We start from the raw sequence: 16795 nt of genomic DNA on the forward strand, positions 1-16795 counted from the left end.
CTGGCGTGCCTGCTGGCGATCTGGCTGTCGCTGGCACTCGGGCCCGTCAGCCTGCCGCTGATCGACACGCTGCGCGCCGGTTTGCGTTTGCTGGGCCTGCCTGTGGCCGGGGACAACTTGCAGCAGGCTGAATTGATCCTTGGTCAGATTCGCGTGCCGCGTACCTTGCTGGGCCTGGCGGTGGGTGCTGTTCTGGCGTTGTCGGGTGTGGCAATGCAGGGGTTGTTCCGTAATCCGTTGGCAGACCCTGGTCTGGTCGGCGTATCCAGTGGCGCGGCTTTAGGTGCTGCTATCGCGATCATTGCGGGCGCTTCGCTGGGTGGAATGCCGCCTGTGCTGGAACCCTACGTGTTGTCGATCTTCGCGTTTACCGGCGGGCTGGCCGTGACGGGCATCGTTTATCGGCTGGGGCGGCGGGAGGGTCAAACCAGCGTCGGTGTCATGCTGCTGGCCGGGGTGGCGATGACGGCGTTGGCGGGTTCGATCATCGGGCTGTTCACCTATCTCGCCGATGACGCCGCCCTGCGTACCCTGACTTTCTGGAACCTGGGTACGCTCAATGGCGCCAGTTACGCGCGCCTGTGGCCATTGCTGCTGGTCTGCGTGCTGGTCATCCTCTGGTTGCCACGCAGGGCCAAGGCGCTGAACGCTTTGTTGCTTGGCGAATCGGAGGCCCGGCATCTGGGCATTGAAGTCGAGCGCCTGAAGCGCGAACTGGTGCTGTGCATCGCTTTGGGTGTCGGCGCGGCCGTTGCAGCGGCGGGGCTGATTGGCTTCGTTGGACTGATCGTCCCACATCTGGTCCGCTTGATTGCCGGGCCTGATCACCGTGTCGTGTTGCCTGCGTCGGCGTTGGCGGGCGCGACTCTTTTGCTGTTCGCAGACGTCTTCGCTCGACTCGTGCTGGCCCCCGCGGAATTGCCGATCGGCATTGTCACAGCGTTCATCGGTGCGCCATTTTTCCTGTTCCTGCTGGTTCGAGGGCGCACCTGATGATGAAGGCCGAGAACCTTAGCGTTCATCGCGATGGCAAATGTGTGCTCGCGGAAATCGACTTGACGCTCAATCCAGGCGAAATGCTAGGTGTGCTGGGGCCGAACGGTGCTGGCAAGAGCACGTTGCTGGGTGCATTGTGTGGAGAGTTGAAAACGACGCAGGGGCAGCTCTGGCTCGATGGTCAGCCGCTGGCGCACTGGAGCGGTCAGCAGCGCGCGCGCCGTTTGGCCGTCTTGCCGCAGAGTTCGACATTGAGCTTTGCGTTCCAGGTTCAGGAAGTAGTGGCGATGGGGCGGCTGCCTCATGACAGTGGTCAGCAGCGCGATGCCCAGATCATTCAGGCGTCACTCGAAGCCGCCGACGCGCTGCACTTGCATGATCGCAGCTACCTCGCGTTGTCTGGCGGCGAGCGTCAGAGGGTTCATCTGGCCAGGGTGCTGGCGCAGTTGTGGCCGGGTGAGGATGGCCAGACCCTGCTGCTGGACGAGCCGACGTCGATGCTCGATCCGCTGCATCAGCACACCACGTTGCAGGCTGTGCGGGAGTTCGCCAATCGAGGTGGTGCCGTGATGGTGATTCTCCATGACCTCAATCTGGCAGCACGGTATTGCGACCGGTTGGTATTGCTTGAGTCCGGTCGTGCGTTCGCGCAAGGAACGCCAGATGCGGTGCTGACCCCTGACGCCCTGAAGGCGGTGTTCGGTCTGGAAGTGTTGGTGCAGCGTCATCCGGAGCGTGGTCATCTACTGATCATCGCGCGCTGAAGAGGGAATGTCCGTGCGTCGATATGTGCTGATACTGGTGTTGTCATTGGCGAGTGCTTGCCAGTCCTCGTCGACGTTGCCGCCCCTACCTTCCTGGCAAAGCCCTAAGGGGCACGAACATGTGGATCTGGGCATGATTCGGGAACTTGGCAGTGGGCAATCCCTGACTCCGCAGCAATTGATAGCGCGCCTCGCTGTGGCGCCGCACGTATTGGTTGGCGAGCAGCATGACAATCCTGACCATCACGCTTTGGAGTTGTGGCTCCTCCAGGCGCTCGGCGATCAGCGACCGCAAGGTAGCCTTCTGCTCGAAATGCTCACGCCGGACCAGCAAAAACAGGCTGACGTTGTGCAGCGTGATATCCGTCAGGGCCAGTATCCTGCTGACTTGCCTGCTGCGCTCGGGTGGCAAAAAGGCTGGGATTGGGCGCTTTACGGACCGGTGATGCGCTTTGCCCTGGCCCAGCCATATCCCGTGCTTGCGGCCAATCTGGGAGCCAGGGAGGTGGGGGCGATCTACCATCGGCGCCCCGTGCTCAGCGGCACCTTATCCACAAGCGATGCTGTCCGGGAAAAGTTGCTGGCGCAGGTTCGCGATTCCCATTGCGGGATGCTCCCCGAAGACGCATTGCCGGCGATGCTGGCGATCCAGCAACAACGTGACCGGCGCATGGCTCGCGCCGTAATAGACGCGCCAACGCCCGCCTTGTTGTTTGCGGGCAGTTACCACGTGCGCAAAGACCTGGGTGTTCCATTGCATATGGCTGATCTGGGCAGTCCCGAACGCCCCATCGTATTGCTGCTGGCGCAGGTTGGCAGCGACGTTCAGCCTGGCACTGCCGATTACGTCTGGTCCACCGCCGCAGTACCAGATCAGGACTATTGCGCCCAGATGCGCAAGCCTGATCAATGACTGCAAGCCGTTTTTTGCAGGCAAAATCCTTAGGATCTTTCTGATAACTGCGTAGGCCTGCTCTGCTCAGCCCGCATCGCCGTTCACGCACTACCGCGTTGGATTATCGTCGCTCCCGTAAATCACAGGTGTCCAGGGAGGCGATATGAGCGGGATGAATGAGAGCGACCAAGTGATCGCGCAAAAAGCCATTGGACTGTTGGAGCTGACATCGCTCAACGCGGATGACACAGCCGAGCGCATTATTTCGCTATGCGAAAGAGCGCTGACACCGGTAGGCAATGTTGCCGCTGTCTGTGTATTGCCCCGGTTTGCCGGGCTCGCGCGACGGCTGCTCGACGATTTGCGTGCGCGAAATGTAAAGGTCGTGGCGGTGGTCAACTTCCCCAACGGCGGGGCTTGCGTCGATACAGTCGAATCTGAAGCCCAGGCCGCAATGCTTACAGGAGCTGACGAAATCGATCTGGTCTATCCCTTCCACGCTCAACTGGCCGGTAACAAACAGTTGGGGGGAGAGATGGTTGCCGCGTGCAGGGCAAAGTGCGGGCGGCGGGGCATGTTGACCGTCACCCTGGAAACGGGAATCCTGCGCGACCCGCAGATCATTCACGACGCTTGTCGGACTGCGATTCGTGCAGGCGCCGCTTTTCTCAAGACCAGCACGGGCAAGCAGATCGTCAGCGCTACCCCGCAGGCCGCGAGAATTCTGATCGAGGCCATTGCCGAGCTTGGTCCACAGGTCGGATTCAAAGCTGCGGGAAATGTTCGGACGCTGGCGGAGGCGCGAACCTACATCGAAATGACACAAGCCAGATTTGGTCCTTTCTGGCTGGAAGCAGGGAGGGTGCGTCTTGGGGCGACGAGTCTGCTGGATGAGCTGCTCGCCGAGTTGGGTGTTGGTTCATAGGTCGTATGCAAATGTGCAAGCAAAAAAAGACCCGGCAAAAAGCCGGGTCAAAAACCGTGATTAGCCTGATGAGGAGATAATCTGAGAGTCCGAACCAAGGAGCCTTTCAGGTTACCGGCCAGTCTCGCGACTGGATGTGATAATCATAGTGATTCTCATTTGTAAGTCAACAGGCAATCTCAAACTATTTTGCAGTTTCTTCGGCTGTGGCTGTCCGGAGTCCGTCAGGCGTTTCCAGCTTCCGGTTGAGCGCGGCTTTTTGCTCGTCCAGCAACTCTTTCCAACCCATCCCTTGCAGAGCGGCTTCGATAGAATACAGAAAGGTTTTCGAGACTCTAAAGCCTCGTTTTTTGACGGCTTGGTACGCCTCGATGGAGCCGAGTCTGCGTAGATCGGCTGCTTTGTGAATGCCGGCTGCGTGCAGCCATTGGGCGGATGTCTTGCCCAGATTTTTCATTCGTTGCAGTTCGTCGTCCTTGTTCATAAGCGTCATTGGTGATGCCTCCATGCGAGTGTTGCTCCTTGAATACTGCCTCCTGGGCTCGACCATACTGCAGGGATGAGCCTTGGAATGAGTGTAGTTGCCTGTAGGACATCTCTCGATCTATCAGCGAGAAAATTCTGACTAAGCGCCGAACGGTAGCGGCGACTAAAGCAGGAAGGGGATATCTACGGACCCGGCCTGGTTGCGCAGGCAGGGCGGGTACCGGCTGCCGAACGGCGGCTATCGAGAGGCTCAGCGAGTGCGGTAGCGCAGACGGGTGCCGAAATTAACCGACATCAGGATCTCGTCAGCGCTCAATTCAGGAGGGAAATAGGCCCCTGAGATCTGCGCATGGGCGATGCTTGCCCCTTCAAGCGACGTCGTGCGGAAGTCCACACCGCGCAAGTCGGCAGAGCGGAAATAAGCATCGGTGAAGTCGATGTCGGCTGCGTTGAGTTCGCGCAGATCCAGGCCGCGGAAATCGCCACCCGCCAGATCGATCGGGCCATTGTTGGGACGTTGGAGATTGAATGCATTCACGTCGTCTTTTCGCAGCAATGCGAAGAGCGGCGAGTCGAGCTGCTTGGGCTGGTTCATTTTGGCGTCACCTTGTTGGAATTCTGGCGCCATTATAATGCCACCATCGTCAAGCCGTGAAGAGGCATCCGTCACGGCTCGACGATTGGCAATCAGCCGGTTTACAGGCCAGGCAGGACCTGGCGAATATCCGTGACCAGCTTGTCCAGATCGCTGCTCAGGTTGGTCTCCACATGACGGCTGCGCAGGGTTTCATCGGCAGTCAGTTGCTCACGATTGGCCAACTGGGATTCGATGACTTCCATCGTGGCGTCTGAAGGATCTTCATTCTTTGCCTGACGCTGCGCCAGCCAGCCCTCGATGACGGCTTTTGGTGCGGCGCAATCAATGATCAAGAACGCCGTGCCGGTATTTTCTGCGACTTTTGCGGTGGCCTCGCGCTGTGCGAACTTGAGGTAGGTGGCGTCGATGACTACCGGGAAGCCTGCCTGCAGGACCACGGCTGCCAATTCATTCAGGCGCGTGTACGTAGCGTCGCTGACCTCTGCGGAGTACAGGTCGGTGCTTTCACCGAACAGTCGCTTGCGTTCTACATCCGAACGCAGTCGAATGGCGCCCAGCGCTTCGACCAATCGCATGGCAACATGGCTTTTGCCGACAGCGGATACGCCATGGGTGATTGCCAGGAAGTTCGACGGGATGGCGCTGTAGCTTTCGGCGAGATTGGCGTAGTTACGATACTGGCGCAGAGTGGTGGCGCGCTGAACGTGATCTGCGTCGGGTGACAGGCTGAACAGCGAAACCTTGGCGCGAACCAGTGCGCGATAAGCCTTGTAGAAATTCAGCAGTTCCAGGCCCGCGTAATCGCCGGTGTGCTCCAGATACTGGCTGATCAATCGGCGAGACAGGCTCTTCAGGCCGCGATCTTCCAGGTCCATGGCCAGGAAACCGATGTCGGCGTAAACGTCGGTCATGCGGAACGGTTCGTTGAACTCAATGCAATCGAAAATCACCACCTTGCCGTCGATCAGGGTGATGTTGCCCAAGTGGATGTCGCCATGGCATTCACGAATGAAACCCTCGGCCTTGCGTTGCGCCATCAACGGCTTCAAACGCTCGAAGCTGGTCTTGGCCCAGGCCTCCAATGCTTCCAGCTGAATCAGGTCAGCCTTTTCGCTGAGGAACGGCAGAATCTGCTCAAAGTTCTGAGTGACGGGGGCCATCACGCTTTCGGGCGATCCAAGAACGTTTTCTGACAAAACCTTGGGAGCGGCTGTGTGGAAGTCAGCGATCTGGCGGGCCATGTCGTCGATGTGCGCAGTGGTCAGTTCGCCTTTCGCTTGCAGCGTGCTGAGCAGGCCATCCTGCGGGAATTGGCGCATCTTCAGCACGTACTCGATTGCCTCTCCATCGCCCCCCAGTTGCGGAGCTTCTGCGCTGCCGGTGATTGGCAACACTTCCAGATACAAATCTTCAGTAAGACGCTTATTGAGCTTCAGTTCTTCCTGGCAAAAGTGTCCGCGCGCCTCTAGCGTGGTGAAATCGAGAAAGCCGAAGTTCATCGGTTTCTTGATCTTGTAGACATAGGGGCCTGTGAGCAGCACCCAGGAAATATGCGTCTCGATGACCTGAAATTGCTCCACCGGGTGGGGAAACAGGGCAGGGTTTTGCAGCGCTGCTATCAGTGTCTGGCTCACGGACAATCCTTGAAAGAAGAGTAAGTCGATTCGAGGTGACTAAAGGTGGCCATTATGGCCGCTCGGCGCATTGCTGCAAACCGCTGTGAGGGTGGTCTGCCGATGACCTTGAAAGTGCGTATAATCCGCCGCCATGACTCGATCCCGCACTTCAAAAAAATCCCCCAAACCCGCCAACAGCCGCCTTCGCAGCCTGTTGGGCTGGGCCCTGAAACTCAGTCTTGTGGGCCTGGTGGTCCTGGCCTGCTTCGCCGTTTACCTGGACTCCATCGTTCAGGAAAAATTCTCCGGCAAGCGCTGGACCATCCCGGCGAAGGTTTATGCGCGTCCGCTGGAGCTGTTTGTCGGCCAGAAGCTGTCTCGCGATGATTTCCTGATCGAGCTCGACGCTTTGGGTTATCGGCGTGAAAGCGTGGCTAATGGGCCGGGTGCTGCTTCGGTGAATGGCAACAACGTCGACCTGAATACCCGTGGTTTTCAGTTCTATGAGGGTGCCGATCCTGCTCAGCAGATCCACGTACGGTTTTCCGGCGATTACGTTGCCGACCTGACCTCAGCCAATGGCTCAAAGCTGGCCGTTGCGCGCCTTGAGCCGCTGATGATCGGCGGTCTGTACCCGAAAAACCTCGAAGACCGCATTCTGATCAAGCTCGATCAGGCGCCGCCGTACCTGCTGGATACGCTGGTGACGGTAGAAGATCGCGATTTCTATCATCATTTTGGCGTTTCGCCGAAGTCGATTGCCCGTGCATTCTGGGTCAACGCATCTGCTGGCCAGATGCGGCAGGGCGGTTCGACGCTGACTCAGCAGTTGGTCAAAAACTTCTATCTGACCAACGAGCGCAGCATTACCCGTAAGCTGACCGAAGCCATGATGGCGATCCTGCTGGAAATCCATTACAGCAAACAAGAAATCCTCGAGGCGTACCTGAACGAGGTGTTCGTCGGTCAGGATGGTCAGCGCGCGGTCCACGGTTTCGGTCTTGCCAGCCAGTATTTCTTCAGCCAGCCGTTGTCGGAACTGAAACTGCACCAGGTCGCGCTGCTGGTCGGCTTGGTCAAAGGCCCATCCTATTACAACCCGCGCCGTAATCCTGACCGTGCGCTGGAACGCCGCAATCTGGTCCTCGACTTGCTGGAGCAGCAGGGCGTGGCGACACCGGAAGCTGTCGCAGCGGCGAAGAAAATGCCGCTGGGCGTTACCAAGACCGGTTCGCTGGCCGACAGCTCTTTTCCGGACTTCCTCGATCTGGTCAAGCGTCAGCTGCGCCAGGATTATCGCGACGAAGACTTGACCGAAGAAGGGCTGCGAATCTTCACCAGCTTCGACCCGATCCTGCAGATGAAGTCCGAAGCAGCGGTACGTGAGAGCTTTGCGAAGATTGCAGGCCGCAAAGGCTCCGATGACATGGAAACGGCGATGGTCGTGACCAATCCGGAAACGGGAGAAGTTCAGGCGCTGATCGGCAGCCGACAGGCCGGCTTCGCCGGTTTCAACCGTGCACTGGACGCGGTAAGGCCAATCGGCTCACTCGTGAAGCCAGCAATTTATCTGACAGCGCTTGAGCGTCCGCAGCAATACACGCTGACCAGCTGGGTGCCGGACGAGCCATTCCAGGTCAAGGGCGCGGACGGCCAGATCTGGAAGCCACAGAATTTCGATCACAAGGCCCACGGCAACATCTTCCTGTATCAGGGGCTGGCGCACTCGTACAACCTGTCCAGCGCCAAGCTTGGCCTGGACCTGGGTGTGCCGAATGTATTCAAGACCCTGACCAAGCTCGGCGTGACCCGTGACTGGCCCGCATTCCCTTCGATGCTGTTGGGCGCCGGTGCGCTTAGCCCGATTGAAGTGGCGACCATGTACCAGACCATCGCCAGTGGCGGCTTCAACACGCCGTTACGTGGTATTCGCAGTGTGCTTACCGCCGAAGGTGAGCCGCTCAAGCGCTATCCGTTCCAGATCCAGCAGCGTTTCGACCCGGGCTCCATCTATCTGCTGCAAAATGCCATGCAGCGTGTGATGCGCGAAGGCACGGGCAAGTCGGTGTACAACGTTCTGCCGAGTTCGCTGAATCTGGCGGGCAAGTCCGGTACCACCAATGACTCTCGCGATAGCTGGTTCGCAGGCTTCAGTCAGGATCTGCTGGCGGTGGTCTGGATGGGGCGCGACGATAACGGCAAGACGCCTTTCACTGGTGCCACTGGTGCATTGCAGGTGTGGACCAGCTTCATGAAAAAGGCCGACCCGCTGCCGCTCGACATGGCCATGCCTGACAACGTGGTGCAGGCCTGGGTCAACGCCTCCACCGGGCAGGGCACCGATGCCAGCTGCCCCGGTGCCGTACAGATGCCGTATATTCGCGGCAGTGAGCCGCAACCCGGGCCGACCTGCGGCGGGCCGACAGCGCCTGCCGACTCGGTGATGGATTGGGTCAAAGGCTGGTTGAACTAAGCGAAGAGGGTGTGAAGTGAACAAGTGGTGGATTCCGGCTTTAACAGCTCTGGCTTTGCTCAACGGTTGCGCAAGTCAGACGCGCAGTAACATTCCGGTAGTTGATTCCGGCTCTCGCGTGTCCAATGGCGAGCGCGTGTCCTCAAACCGTAACAACACGTATCGCGCGCCGGTGCAGAACCAGCCGCAGACGCAGGCGATCCCGGAGGATTCAGGTGTCACCGTCATGGTGCCCACCGGGGCCAACGCCAGTGCCGCGCCTATTTCGACTTTTGTGCCGCCGAGCAACACTGCTCCACTCAGCACTCCGCCGATTGATACGTCGCCCGTCAACCAGGCGCCAATCAACAATTCGTATGCACCACCGGCCACGACGAGCAATACCTACAACATGCCTTCCTCGGCACCGACAGGTATTCCGTCGGCTTCCAGCGGCGGCCTGTCGGCCGACGAGCAACTGGATGGTCCGGTGCTGGCGTTGCTGACCACTGCTCAGCAGCAGCAGAGCAGCGGTGACCTCAATGGCGCGTCGTCGAGCCTCGAGCGTGCTCAACGCGTCGCTCCCCGTGAGCCGCAGGTCCTGTACAAGCTGGCGCAGGTGCGTCTGGCCCAGGGTGATGCTCCGCAGGCCGAACAGCTGGCGCGCCGTGCGCTGACGTACGCTAATGGTCGCGCGAGCCTTCAGGCCAGCCTGTGGGGATTGATCGCACAAGCCCGCGAGAAGCAGGGTGATGCTGCTGGCGCGGCACTGGCTCGGCAGAAGGCAAATGGATAAACGCTTCCCGAAAATCGCCGATCAGCTATTGCTGATCGAGCGTGAGCTTCGCGTACTGGGTTGGTGGAAAGACGTGCCGCCCAGCGACGAGGATCTGTCCAGTCGCGAGCCATTTTGCGTAGATACGCTCGATTTCGATCAGTGGCTGCAGTGGATTTTCCTGCCCCGGATGAAAACCATCCTCGAGCAGGACCTGGCGCTGCCTAACGCCTCGGGCATCCTGGAGATGGCGCAGATGGTTTACGCCAGCCGCCTAGAGGAAACTCGTCATCTGCAGGACCTGCTGGCACAGTTCGACCGGTTGATCACCGAGTCGGTTTGATCAGTTGCACGTGTCGTCGATGGACTTCTTGACCTCGGCGATTCGTGCCTGACGTTCCTCTTCGGTGAATCGCCGAAACTCACCGTTCACTTCTTCACGCACTCGCGGGTTGTTCTCCAGCTGAGCGAGATTGGTGCGTTGCTGCTCGCAGTACGCCTTGCGCTTGATCTCTTGGGCCGCCACCTGTTTTTTCACTTTCGCGTCCACGGCCTGCTGCTCCTGAGTCGGGTCGGGCTGCCTCGGCGTGGCTGGCGGCGGTGTGACTGGCTTTTGTATGTCGATTTCCTGAGCCGGCTGCCCCGCAGGCGGTTGGGCGTCGAAATGCGTGACCCCCTGCGCATCGACCCATTTGTAGATCTGGGCGGCCTGACCGCTGGCCGAACCGATTGCCAGACTCACCGTGGCTGCAACAATCATCCAGCGCATACTGCTTCCTTAACTTCATTTGCTGTGCCGACGAAACGTACCACAAGCGTATCGCAACGACCTCATTCGGTGCTTTTTGATGCCCGGTGGGTGAAGAAAGAGCATCCATGACTTGACTTGAGAGTGGCGAATCAGAACAATCCAAAGTTCGCTGTAGAGGGACTGCCAGAAGCAGACCGTCTCGGTAGATCATGAGGCGCACACCCGCGTCGACCTGTTACACCCGCAACGCGTTACCTCGCGCTGGGTGGGATGACCCCGAAACACTTAGGGGAGCTCCCAATACTTGCTCAGTCAGTGCTGACGTAGTCGGCGACCACCGTCGCTCATGCTCTGCTGGCAGTAAACCTATTAAGACCCGTCTCCTCTTTTGTGTGGACGGTATTCTGGCGTTTTAGAGGTGAACAACGTGGAGCTTTTATCTGGCGCTGAAATGGTCGTCCGCTTTTTGCGTGACGAAGGCGTTGAGCATATCTATGGGTACCCAGGCGGTGCCCTCCTGCATATTTACGACGCGCTGTTCAAAGAACCGGCCGTGAGCCACATCCTCGTTCGTCACGAACAGGCTGCGACCCACATGGCTGACGGCTATGCGCGCGCTACCGGCAAGGCTGGTGTGGTGCTGGTGACCTCGGGTCCCGGTGCGACGAACGCCATCACCGGCATCGCGACCGCTTACATGGACTCGATTCCGATGGTCGTCCTGTCGGGTCAGGTTCCAAGCAACATGGTCGGCACCGACGCCTTCCAGGAAACCGACATGATCGGTATCTCCCGGCCGATCGTGAAGCACAGCTTCATGATCAAGCATCCGTCGGAAATCCCGGAAGTTCTCAAAAAAGCGTTCTATCTGGCGCAGTCCGGTCGTCCTGGTCCTGTCGTAGTCGATATCCCGAAAGACATGACCAACCCGGCCGAAAAATTCGAATACGTCTTCCCGAAAAAAGCCAAGCTGCGCTCTTACAGCCCGGCTGTTCGTGGTCATTCGGGTCAGATCCGCAAGGCTGTCGAGATGCTTCTGGCCGCCAAGCGCCCGATCATCTACGCCGGCGGCGGTGTGGTCATGGGCAACGGTTCCGCACCACTGACCGAACTGGCGCAATTGCTGAATGCTCCGGTGACCAACACGCTGATGGGCCTTGGTTGCTATCCGGGCACGGATCGCCAGTTCGTCGGCATGCTGGGCATGCACGGCAGCTACACGGCCAACCTGGCGATGCACCACTCGGACGTGATCCTCGCTGTCGGCGCGCGTTTCGACGATCGCGTGATCAATGGCGCGTCGCGCTTCTGCCCGGGCGCCAAGATCATCCACATCGATATTGATCCGGCTTCGATCTCCAAGACCATCAAGGCCGACGTGCCAATCGTCGGTCCGGTTGAGAGCGTGCTGACCGAAATGGTTGCGACCCTCAAGGAAATCGGCGAAACCCCTGGCAAGGAATCGGTCGCAACCTGGTGGAAGCAGATCGACGAGTGGCGTGCCGACGGTGATCTGTTCCCCTACAACCGTGGCGATGGCAGCCTGATCAAGCCTCAGGCAGTGATCGAGACACTGTGCGAAGTGACCAAGGGCGATGCCTACGTGACGTCCGACGTCGGTCAGCATCAGATGTTCGCGGCGCAGTACTACCGCTTCAACAAGCCGAATCGCTGGATCAACTCCGGTGGTCTGGGCACCATGGGCTTCGGTCTTCCGGCCGCCATGGGCGTGGCGCTGAGCTTCCCGGATGCGCACGTTGCCTGTGTGACCGGCGAAGGCAGTATTCAGATGAACATCCAGGAGCTGTCGACCTGCCTGCAGTACAACCTGCCGGTGAAGATCATCCTGCTCAACAACGGCGTGCTCGGCATGGTCCGTCAGTGGCAGGACATGAGCTACAGCGGTCGTCACTCGCACTCCTACATGGAGTCGCTGCCTGACTTCGTCAAGCTGGTCGAGGCCTATGGTCACGTCGGCATGAAGATCACTGATCTGAAAGACTTGAGGCCGAAGATGGAAGAAGCGTTCGCCATGAAGGATCGCCTGGTGTTCCTCGACATCCAGGTCGACGTTGCCGAGCACGTCTATCCGATGCAGATCAGAGATGGATCGATGCGCGACATGTGGCTGAGCAAGACGGAGCGTACCTAATTATGCGGCACATCATTTCGCTATTGCTGGAAAACGAACCGGGTGCCCTGTCTCGCGTCGTCGGTCTGTTTTCGCAGCGCAACTACAACATCGAAAGCCTGACCGTGGCGCCAACCGAAGACCCGACCCTGTCGCGTTTGACGCTGACCACCGTCGGCCATGATGAGGTGATCGAGCAGATCACCAAGAACCTCAACAAGCTGGTTGAAGTGGTCAAGCTGGTCGATCTGTCGGAAAGCGCTCACATCGAGCGCGAACTTATGCTGATCAAGGTCAAGGCGACAGGTGCCCAACGCGCCGAAATCAAGCGCACCACGGACATCTTCCGCGGCCAGATCGTTGATGTTTCCAGCAGCGTCTACACCGTGCAGCTGGCAGGGACAAGCGACAAACTGGACAGCTTCATCCAGGCGATCGGCACCACCGCCATCCTGGAAACGGTACGCAGTGGCGTGACGGGCATTGCCCGCGGCGACAAAGTGCTGAGCATTTAACCTAATTTAGCGAATGGCCTGACGGCCGAGATAACAGGGGAATTTCATGAAAGTTTATTACGACAAAGACTGCGACCTTTCGATCATCCAGGGCAAAAAAGTTGCCATCATCGGTTACGGCTCCCAAGGCCACGCTCAAGCGTGCAACCTGAAAGACTCCGGCGTTGATGTCACCGTTGGCCTGCGTAAAGGTTCGGCTACTGTCGCCAAGGCTGAAGCCCATGGCCTGAAAGTGACTGACGTCGCTTCCGCCGTTGCTGCTGCTGACCTGGTCATGATCCTGACCCCGGACGAGTTCCAGTCCCACCTGTATAAGAATGAAATTGAGCCGAACATCAAGAAGGGCGCCACCCTGGCCTTCTCCCACGGTTTCGCGATTCACTACAATCAGGTCGTGCCTCGCGCTGACCTGGACGTGATCATGATCGCGCCAAAAGCACCGGGTCACACCGTACGTACCGAATTCGTCAAAGGCGGTGGCATCCCTGACCTGATCGCTATCTATCAGGACGCCTCCGGCAACGCCAAGAACGTTGCTCTGTCCTACGCTTCGGGCGTTGGCGGTGGCCGTACCGGTATCATCGAAACCACGTTCAAAGACGAAACCGAAACCGACCTGTTCGGCGAACAAGCCGTTCTGTGCGGCGGTACCGTTGAGCTGGTCAAAGCCGGTTTCGAAACGCTGGTTGAAGCTGGTTACGCGCCAGAAATGGCCTACTTCGAGTGCTTGCACGAACTGAAGCTGATCGTTGACCTCATGTACGAAGGCGGCATCGCCAACATGAACTACTCGATCTCCAACAACGCCGAATACGGCGAGTACGTGACCGGCCCGGAAGTCATCAACGCCGAATCCCGTCAAGCCATGCGCAACGCTCTGAAGCGTATCCAGGACGGCGAATACGCGAAGATGTTCATCGCCGAAGGCGCAAGCAACTACCCATCGATGACCGCCAAGCGCCGTAATAACAAGGCTCACGGCATCGAAATCATCGGCGAGCAACTGCGCTCGATGATGCCTTGGATCGCGAAGAACAAAATTGTCGACCAAGCCAAGAACTAAGATTCGCTGAATCTGGTTACGCTTAACGAAAAACGCGACCCCAGGGTCGCGTTTTTTCGTTATGAGGGTTCATCTGGTATAAAGCTGCATCGTTTGCAGGCGCGATGTCGCCGCGAGCATCTGTCGAAAATTCATAGCTGCAAGGTATTGTCCATGAGCGAACGTCCCGAAGAGCCGAACAAGGCCTCTGACGCCGAAAGCCTGCTACCGATCGATGAACATATAGAAGAGGGGCATGACGCTGAAGGGCGCAAGGTCCGGCATCGCGGAATTTATCTGCTGCCAAACCTCTTCACCACGGCGAATCTGTTTGCCGGCTTCTACGCAATCATCAGTGCCATGAGTGCTCAAAGCGCCATGAGTGCCGGCGATCAGGCAGGGGCGAGCAAGTACTTCGCGTTTGCCGCGATTGCCATCTTCGTGGCGATGGTGCTCGACGGCCTTGACGGGCGTGTCGCGCGCATGACCAACACTCAGAGTGCGTTCGGCGCTGAGTATGACTCGCTGTCCGACATGGTCGCCTTTGGTGTAGCGCCGGCGCTGCTGGCATTCGGCTGGGCGTTGGGCGATATGGGAAAGGTAGGCTGGATGGTCGCCTTCATCTATGTCGCTGGCGCTGCACTGCGCCTGGCGCGTTTTAACACTCAGGTGGGCAAGGCTGACAAACGTTACTTCATCGGCCTCGCCAGTCCGGCAGCGGCGGGTGTTGTCGCCGGTACCGTATGGGCGTTCAGCGATTACGGTATTCAAGGTTCCAAGCTGTCGTTCCTGGTTGCTCTGCTGGTAGCGGCTGCGGGCATGCTCATGGTCAGCAACATCAAGTACAACAGCTTCAAGGAGCTGGATCTCAAGGGGCGCGTGCCGTTTGTGGCGATTCTTGCGGTGGTGCTGGTGTTCGCCGTCGTGTTCAGCGATCCGCCGCGCATCTTGCTATTGATCTTCCTGGGGTATGCGGCATCGGGCCCGGTTCAGTACCTGTTGCGCCTGCGTCGTCATAAATAGAGTCATAGATTCATTTCACACCGCACTCCGCAGCCTATAAGGTTGAGCCATTCACCCTGGCTGCGGAGTCGCCATGCTTATCCAGATCCCTCTCGCATCCGCTTGCAAAGAGTCGGATGTCACGCCTGAATCAATCTATCTATCACGCCGTGCTGTGTTGGCTGCCTCATTGGCCGGTTTGGCCGTCGGTGCGCTGCCCGCTTGGGCGCTAGCTGCCGATCCTTCGCAATACGCCGGGGTCGAAGCAGGAAATGCTCCGGACTGGTTCAAGGGCAAGCTGTCCTCGACTCAGTGGCAAGCCGTGACCGTCAAGGAGGAGGCCATAACCCCTTTCAAGGATGCGACCCACTACAACAACTTCTATGAGTTCGGTACCGACAAGGGCGATCCGGCGAAAAACGCTGGATCCTTGAAGACTGAGCCCTGGACTGTGGTGATCGATGGAGAGGTGGGCAAGCCTGGTCGCTATGCGCTTGAAGACTTCATGAAACCTTATCAGCTCGAGGAACGCATCTATCGACTGCGCTGCGTCGAGGCGTGGTCGATGGTCATTCCCTGGATAGGCTTCCCGATTGCCGAGCTGCTCAAGCAAGTCGAGCCCACCTCCAAGGCGAAATACATTCGCTTCGAGACGTTGCAGGATCCGAAGGTGATGCCCGGACAGCGTTCTGGTTTCGCGCTGATCGACTGGCCTTACGTCGAAGGTCTGCGTCTGGACGAGGCGATGAACCCGCTGGCGATTCTTGCGGTCGGCATGTACGGGCGCGAATTGCCCAACCAGAACGGCGCGCCATTGCGCCTGGTCGTACCGTGGAAGTATGGCTTCAAGAGCGTTAAGTCGATCGTGCGCATCAGCCTGGTCAGTGATCAGCCGAAAACCACCTGGCAGAGCATTGCGGCTAACGAGTACGGCTTTTATGCCAATGTGAATCCTACAGTCGACCACCCGCGCTGGACTCAGGCCCACGAGCGGAGACTGCCGAGCGGGCTGTTCAGTCCCAATATTCGGCAGACGGAAATGTTCAACGGGTATGGGGAGCAGGTTGCCGCTCTTTATACGGGTATGGACCTGCGGAAAGACTACTGATGCGTTATGTGCTCTGGCGTCTGTGTGTTTTTGTGGCGGTGGCTGTGGTGCCCTTAGTGTGGCTGTATCAGGCCTGGATACTGGATCTGGGACCGGACCCCGGGAAAGTGCTGGTAGATCGGTTCGGGCTTGGCACGTTGGTGTTGGTGTTGATCACATTGACGATGACGCCGCTGCAGCGTGTGACAGGCTGGGGAGGGTGGATTGCCGTTCGACGGCAGTTGGGCTTGTGGTGTTTCGCCTGCGTGTCGGTACACATGCTTTCCTACGGTTTCTTTATTCTGGGGTTTGATTGGGTGCAGTTGGGCGTCGAGTTGGTGAAGCGCCCCTACATCATTGTCGGGAGTCTAGGCTTCCTTTGCGTCATGCCGCTTGCGCTGACATCGAATCGCTACAGCCAGCGTCGCCTCGGTGCGCGTTGGAAGAAGCTTCACCGCCTCATATATCTGATTCTCGGGCTCGGCTTGCTGCATATGTTGTGGATCGTCCGCGCCGATCTCATGGAGTGGGCGATATATGCTGGCGTCGGTGCGTTCTTGCTGGCGATCAGAATTCCAGCAATTGCCAGGCGGATCCCTCGTCGAATGGCGAGAAAACCTGGTGCTGTAACAAAAGTTTAAATAAGTGCTTGACGCCCCTCAGGATCTGTCTATAATTCGCCCCACTTCCGGCGCAGACGAAACGGAAAACTCCTTGAGAATCAAAGAGTTGGACGAAGTAAGCAGTGAGGAAGTGCTTC

The 16795-nt window shown here is 58.4% G+C and carries 17 protein-coding genes; 13 read left to right on the plus strand and 4 right to left on the minus strand.

The window, feature by feature from the left end:
* Nucleotides 1-9 precede the first annotated feature (9 nt).
* The 4 genes from BWR59_RS30565 to deoC all read left to right on the plus strand — a co-directional run bounded on the left by BWR59_RS30565 (nt 10) and on the right by deoC (nt 3580).
* Complete coding sequence (locus BWR59_RS30565) at nt 10-993, plus strand: iron ABC transporter permease (RefSeq protein ID WP_168184557.1); 984 nt, start codon at nt 10-12, stop codon at nt 991-993.
* Nucleotides 993-1760: a heme ABC transporter ATP-binding protein gene (locus BWR59_RS30570; RefSeq protein ID WP_081569390.1), complete on the plus strand. Its 768-nt coding sequence runs from the start codon at nt 993-995 to the stop codon at nt 1758-1760. The genes BWR59_RS30565 and BWR59_RS30570 overlap by 1 nt, the downstream gene beginning before the upstream one ends.
* Before the next feature lie 7 nt (nt 1761-1767).
* Nucleotides 1768-2673 carry a ChaN family lipoprotein gene (locus BWR59_RS30575; protein ID WP_081569391.1) on the plus strand — a complete coding sequence of 302 codons (906 nt, stop codon included), beginning with the start codon at nt 1768-1770 and terminating at the stop codon, nt 2671-2673.
* Nucleotides 2674-2818: 145 nt separating this feature from the next.
* The gene (gene deoC / locus BWR59_RS30580; protein ID WP_081569392.1) at nt 2819-3580 is read left to right on the plus strand and encodes a deoxyribose-phosphate aldolase; all 762 of its coding nucleotides are present in this window, start codon (nt 2819-2821) and stop codon (nt 3578-3580) included.
* A gap of 184 nt (nt 3581-3764) precedes the next feature.
* On the opposite strand, the gene BWR59_RS30585 is transcribed toward deoC, so the two are convergent.
* From BWR59_RS30585 to BWR59_RS30595, 3 genes are all read right to left on the minus strand, one after another.
* Nucleotides 3765-4088 (minus strand): TfoX/Sxy family protein, encoded by a 324-nt coding sequence (locus tag BWR59_RS30585; protein ID WP_230982119.1) that lies wholly within the window; start codon nt 4086-4088, stop codon nt 3765-3767.
* Nucleotides 4089-4316: 228 nt separating this feature from the next.
* Nucleotides 4317-4661, minus strand: coding sequence for a pentapeptide repeat-containing protein (locus tag BWR59_RS30590; RefSeq protein ID WP_081569416.1), 345 nt, complete (start codon nt 4659-4661; stop codon nt 4317-4319).
* Between the two features lie 101 nt (nt 4662-4762).
* The gene (locus tag BWR59_RS30595) at nt 4763-6298 is read right to left on the minus strand and encodes a bifunctional aminoglycoside phosphotransferase/ATP-binding protein (protein ID WP_081569393.1); all 1536 of its coding nucleotides are present in this window, start codon (nt 6296-6298) and stop codon (nt 4763-4765) included.
* Between the two features lie 133 nt (nt 6299-6431).
* On the opposite strand from BWR59_RS30595, the gene mrcB reads away from it, so the two are divergent.
* The 3 genes from mrcB to BWR59_RS30610 are packed head-to-tail and all read left to right on the plus strand — an operon-like array spanning nt 6432 to nt 9850.
* On the plus strand, nt 6432-8753 hold the full coding sequence (mrcB, locus tag BWR59_RS30600) for a penicillin-binding protein 1B (RefSeq protein WP_081569394.1): 2322 nt from the start codon (nt 6432-6434) through the stop codon (nt 8751-8753).
* Nucleotides 8754-8808: 55 nt separating this feature from the next.
* Nucleotides 8809-9528 carry a hypothetical protein gene (locus tag BWR59_RS30605; protein WP_275532568.1) on the plus strand — a complete coding sequence of 240 codons (720 nt, stop codon included), beginning with the start codon at nt 8809-8811 and terminating at the stop codon, nt 9526-9528.
* Complete coding sequence (locus BWR59_RS30610; RefSeq protein WP_081569396.1) at nt 9521-9850, plus strand: YqcC family protein; 330 nt, start codon at nt 9521-9523, stop codon at nt 9848-9850. Before BWR59_RS30605 ends, BWR59_RS30610 begins: the two co-directional genes overlap by 8 nt.
* Here the strand turns inward: BWR59_RS30610 and BWR59_RS30615 are convergent, their stop codons facing one another.
* A complete protein-coding gene (locus tag BWR59_RS30615; protein WP_081569397.1) occupies nt 9851-10276 on the minus strand; it encodes a DUF4124 domain-containing protein in 426 nt (141 codons plus the stop codon).
* 409 nt (nt 10277-10685) lie between these two features.
* Between BWR59_RS30615 and BWR59_RS30620 the strand changes: the two genes are divergently transcribed.
* The 6 genes from BWR59_RS30620 (at nt 10686) to msrQ (ending at nt 16676) form a co-directional block, all read left to right on the plus strand.
* Nucleotides 10686-12410, plus strand: coding sequence for an acetolactate synthase 3 large subunit (locus BWR59_RS30620; RefSeq protein ID WP_081569417.1), 1725 nt, complete (start codon nt 10686-10688; stop codon nt 12408-12410).
* Between the two features lie 2 nt (nt 12411-12412).
* Nucleotides 12413-12904: an acetolactate synthase small subunit gene (ilvN, locus tag BWR59_RS30625; RefSeq protein WP_081569398.1), complete on the plus strand. Its 492-nt coding sequence runs from the start codon at nt 12413-12415 to the stop codon at nt 12902-12904.
* A gap of 46 nt (nt 12905-12950) precedes the next feature.
* Complete coding sequence (ilvC, locus tag BWR59_RS30630; protein WP_081569399.1) at nt 12951-13967, plus strand: ketol-acid reductoisomerase; 1017 nt, start codon at nt 12951-12953, stop codon at nt 13965-13967.
* A gap of 153 nt (nt 13968-14120) precedes the next feature.
* The gene (gene pssA, locus BWR59_RS30635; protein WP_081569400.1) at nt 14121-14969 is read left to right on the plus strand and encodes a CDP-diacylglycerol--serine O-phosphatidyltransferase; all 849 of its coding nucleotides are present in this window, start codon (nt 14121-14123) and stop codon (nt 14967-14969) included.
* 73 nt (nt 14970-15042) lie between these two features.
* Nucleotides 15043-16056 carry a protein-methionine-sulfoxide reductase catalytic subunit MsrP gene (msrP, locus tag BWR59_RS30640; RefSeq protein WP_081569401.1) on the plus strand — a complete coding sequence of 338 codons (1014 nt, stop codon included), beginning with the start codon at nt 15043-15045 and terminating at the stop codon, nt 16054-16056.
* Entirely contained in the window at nt 16056-16676 is a 621-nt protein-coding gene (msrQ, locus tag BWR59_RS30645) for a protein-methionine-sulfoxide reductase heme-binding subunit MsrQ (protein WP_081569402.1), read from the plus strand. Before msrP ends, msrQ begins: the two co-directional genes overlap by 1 nt.
* Nucleotides 16677-16795 lie beyond the last annotated feature (119 nt).

The sequence above is a fragment of the Pseudomonas sp. Bc-h genome, from assembly GCF_002080045.1.
Lineage (GTDB): Bacteria > Pseudomonadota > Gammaproteobacteria > Pseudomonadales > Pseudomonadaceae > Aquipseudomonas.